The organism is Chlorobium sp., from assembly GCF_036528655.1.
Taxonomy (GTDB): Bacteria; Bacteroidota; Chlorobiia; order Chlorobiales; family Chlorobiaceae; genus Chlorobium.
Window position 1 is genome coordinate 1 of record NZ_JAIGND010000032.1, and the last position, 3,392, is coordinate 3,392.

3 protein-coding genes are annotated in these 3,392 nt (G+C 51.6%); 2 read left to right on the forward strand and 1 reads right to left on the reverse strand.

Translation table 11 applies throughout. The annotated features are described in order from the left end of the window. Window positions 1-1,340: 1,340 nt before the first annotated feature. The gene (locus K4305_RS09710) at window positions 1,341-1,583 is read left to right on the forward strand and encodes a type II toxin-antitoxin system Phd/YefM family antitoxin (RefSeq protein ID WP_331562228.1); all 243 of its coding nucleotides are present in this window, start codon (window positions 1,341-1,343) and stop codon (window positions 1,581-1,583) included. Further along, complete coding sequence (locus tag K4305_RS09715; RefSeq protein ID WP_442880459.1) at window positions 1,580-1,966, forward strand: type II toxin-antitoxin system VapC family toxin; 387 nt, start codon at window positions 1,580-1,582, stop codon at window positions 1,964-1,966. Before K4305_RS09710 ends, K4305_RS09715 begins: the two co-directional genes overlap by 4 nt. Window positions 1,967-2,392: 426 nt before the next feature. On the opposite strand, the gene K4305_RS09720 is transcribed toward K4305_RS09715, so the two are convergent. Next, on the reverse strand, window positions 2,393-2,734 hold the full coding sequence (locus tag K4305_RS09720; protein WP_331562229.1) for a hypothetical protein: 342 nt from the start codon (window positions 2,732-2,734) through the stop codon (window positions 2,393-2,395). Window positions 2,735-3,392 lie beyond the last annotated feature (658 nt).

Sequence of the window (3,392 nt, forward strand, 5' to 3'; positions counted from 1 at the left end):
CCTCCGGGCTACCGGCCCACCGCCCACCGCCTACGTCCCACAATCTTCCCATCCGTGCTAATCCGCTCCCAATCAAGCGGGAACCGCGTTCTTCATCCTCATATAGCCGGATACCCCGACACCTCAATAGCCAAAAAGCATAACACAACCCCCGGTAACCCCACATCCATAAATCAGTGCCAATCCGTGAAAATCCGTGGGCAAAACTCTTCCTCTTCAATTCTTCGGGCTACCGGCCCACCGCCCACCGCCCACCGCCCACCGCCCACCGCCTACGTCCCACAATCTTCCCATCCGTGCTAATCCGCTCCCAATCAGCGGGCACCGCGCTCTTCCTCTTCTTGCCAGATACCCCGACACCTCAATAGCCGAAAAGCTCAACACAACCCCCGGTAACCCCACATCCAAAAATCCGTGCCAATCCGTGCTAATCCGTGGGCAAAACTCTTCCTCTTCCATCCTCCGGGCTACCGGCCCACCGCCCACCGCCCACCGCCTACGTTCCACAATCTTCCCATCCGTGCCAATCCGTTTTAAATCAGCGGGCACCGCGCTCTTCATCCTCATATAGCCAGATACCCCGACACCTCAATAGCCAAAAAGCATAACACAACCCCCGATCAACCCACATCCAAAAATCCGTGCCAATCCGTGCTAATCCGTGGGCAATCTCTTCCTCTTCAATCCCTCCCCAATCCGCCTTCCACCCGGCAGCAAGTTGAGCTACAAAACAACGTCCCCTCAAACCCTGCTCAGGTCTACCGCTCTTCCATCCGTGAAAATCCGCTCCCAATCAGCGGGCACCGCGCTCTTCCTCTTCTTGCCAGATACCCCGACACCTCAATAGCCAAAAAGCATAACACAACCCCCGGTAACCCCACATCCAAAAATCCGTGCCAATCCGTGTTAATCCGTGGGCCATAATCTTCCTCTTCAATTCTTCGGGCTACCGGTCCACCGCTAAACTCCCGACCCACGCTCTTCCATCCGTGCTAATCCGCTCCCAATCAGCGGGCACCGCGCTCTTTCTCTTCTTGCCGGATAGCGAGACAGCTTGATAGCTCAATAGCAAGAAAGCAAAACCCTCATAGCGCTTAACCCAATCTAACCCTCTTCCTTCCCCGACTTTCGTCTCCTGACTCCTGATCCCAATCCGTGGGCAACTCTTTCTCTTCTCTCCAACTCCCGGGTGGTAGGCCGCCCGATACTCCCGCGCATTCAAGAGCCTGGTCTTCCCGCCTGACGTTTGAAACTCTTATCTCAACACCCGCGTTAAAAAAATAAATGCAACAAATGCGTATAATATAGCAAAGGCAAAAAATCACAATACAAAGCAACAAATGCAGACCATTAACCTTGACGACGCACAAAAAAAACTCGTTCCGCTTGTTGAACAAGCCTCTCGAGGCGATGCATTTATTATCACCCGATCAGGTAACCCGCTTGTAAAAGTTATTCCCGCTGGAGCCGTTGCGGAAACAGGTACAAAACGACTCGGATTTATGGCAGGTGAAATACAGGTACCCGATGATTTCGACCAGATGAACAAGACTGAAATCGAAAAACTCTTTGCCGACGGATAAACCTTCTGCTTGATACCCATATTCTCCTCTGGGCAGCGGGGGAGCCTGAAAAATTACCGGAACCCTGCGCAAGCCTACTGACCAACCCCGAAAACAATCTCATTTTCAGTTCAGCAAGTCTCTGGGAGATCTCCATCAAATCCGGTATGGGCCGCACCGATTTTCAGGTCGATGCTTCACGGTTAAGAAGAATGCTCCTGCTGAACGCATATCGCGAACTCCCCATAACCGGCGAACATGCAGTTACGGTTGGAACCCTTCCTCTATTGCATAAAGATCCATTCGACAGAATGCTGATAGCACAAGCACGAGCAGAAAGTATCATGCTCATTACCGCAGACAGTAACGTATCCGCATATGGCGCAAACATCCTGAAGGTCTGAACAGCGCCATAAAAACAGAAGAATCAGCCAGAGGAAGGTAAGCCATGCGCACTCAACCTTCGCAACCCAACTCCCGATCCACGCTCTTCCCTCCGTGCTAATCCGTGGGCAACTCTTCCTCTTCAATCTCCCTGTCCACCGCTCACATCCCTGGCCACAAGTTAAGCTGCAAAACAACGTCCCCTAAAACCCCGCTCAGGTCTACCGCTCTTCAATCCGTGAAAATCCGTTTTCAATCAGCGGGCACCGCGATCTTCCTCTTATTGCCAGATACCTCGACACCTCAATAGCCGAAAAACTTAACACAACCTCCGATCAACCCCCATCCAAAAATCCGTGCCAATCCGTGAAAATCCGTGGGCAAAACTCTTCCTCTTCAATTCTCCTGACTCCAATCCGTGGGCAAAACTCTTTCTTCCCCGACTCCTAACTCCTCACACCCTTCGTTGACGAACACTCAACCTCACAAATAATCTCATCAAAAACCACATCGTCCGTATTTCCGCCATCACGAACGCCAGAAAACCCCTGATCCGTCACCTCCGCAGACACCATCAAATCAAGCTTGAACACCTTCCACCCAAAAGACGTAAACGTATTACTGAACCCGCCAACCTGATACGCCCTCAAGCCAGGCATACCCGAATCCGTCATACCAAGACAAAACGGCTCAAGCAACCGCGGGCCGCCCTCGCCAAAAAAAAACACGGAAATAACCTTACGGCGTTCAATCGCCTCCTGAACAGTTTTTTGAATCAACGAAGACATCGCTATTTCTATTTATATGGGGGTAAAAAAAAGCAATACTACAAAAGTAGTAATATGGGTTAACAATCTAACCGCAAATATCATGCCATTTTAACACCCCCACCCCCCGGTCCACATCTCCCGTCTTCAATCCGTGCCAATCCGTTTTCAATCAGCGGGCACCGCGCTCTTCATCCCCATAAGGCCAGATGGCGAGACAGCTCAATAGCTCAATAGCAAGAATACATAACCCAATCCTCCGATCAACCCCTCATCCAAAAATCCGTGCCAATCCGTGCTAATCCTTGGGCAAAACTCTTCCGTCCCCAACTCCTATCTCCCGGTCCACATCTCCCGTCTTCCATCCGTGAAAATCCGCTCCCAATCAGCGGGAACCGCGGTCTTCCTCCTCATATAGCCAGATACCCCGACACCTCAATAGCCGAAAAGCTCAACACAACCCCCGGTAACCCCTCATCCATCCATCCGTGAAAATCCGTGTTAATCTGTGGGCAAAAATCCGCCTTCCCCGACTCCTATCTCCCGTCTTCAATCCGTGCCAATCCGCCTTCAATCAGCGGGAACCGCGATCTTCATCCTCAAAAAAAATCCGGCGGCTGAATTGAGCAGCGAAGCTGAACGATCCAGCAGCCAATCCGTGTCAATCCGTGTTAATCTG

What these genes read in the sequence shown, in the direction of transcription:
- K4305_RS09710 (WP_331562228.1), top strand. Translation starts at nt 1,341, where the DNA reads ATGCAGACCATTAACCTTGACGACGCACAAAAAAAACTCGTTCCGCTT.
- K4305_RS09720 (WP_331562229.1), bottom strand. Translation starts at nt 2,734, where the DNA reads ATGTCTTCGTTGATTCAAAAAACTGTTCAGGAGGCGATTGAACGCCGT.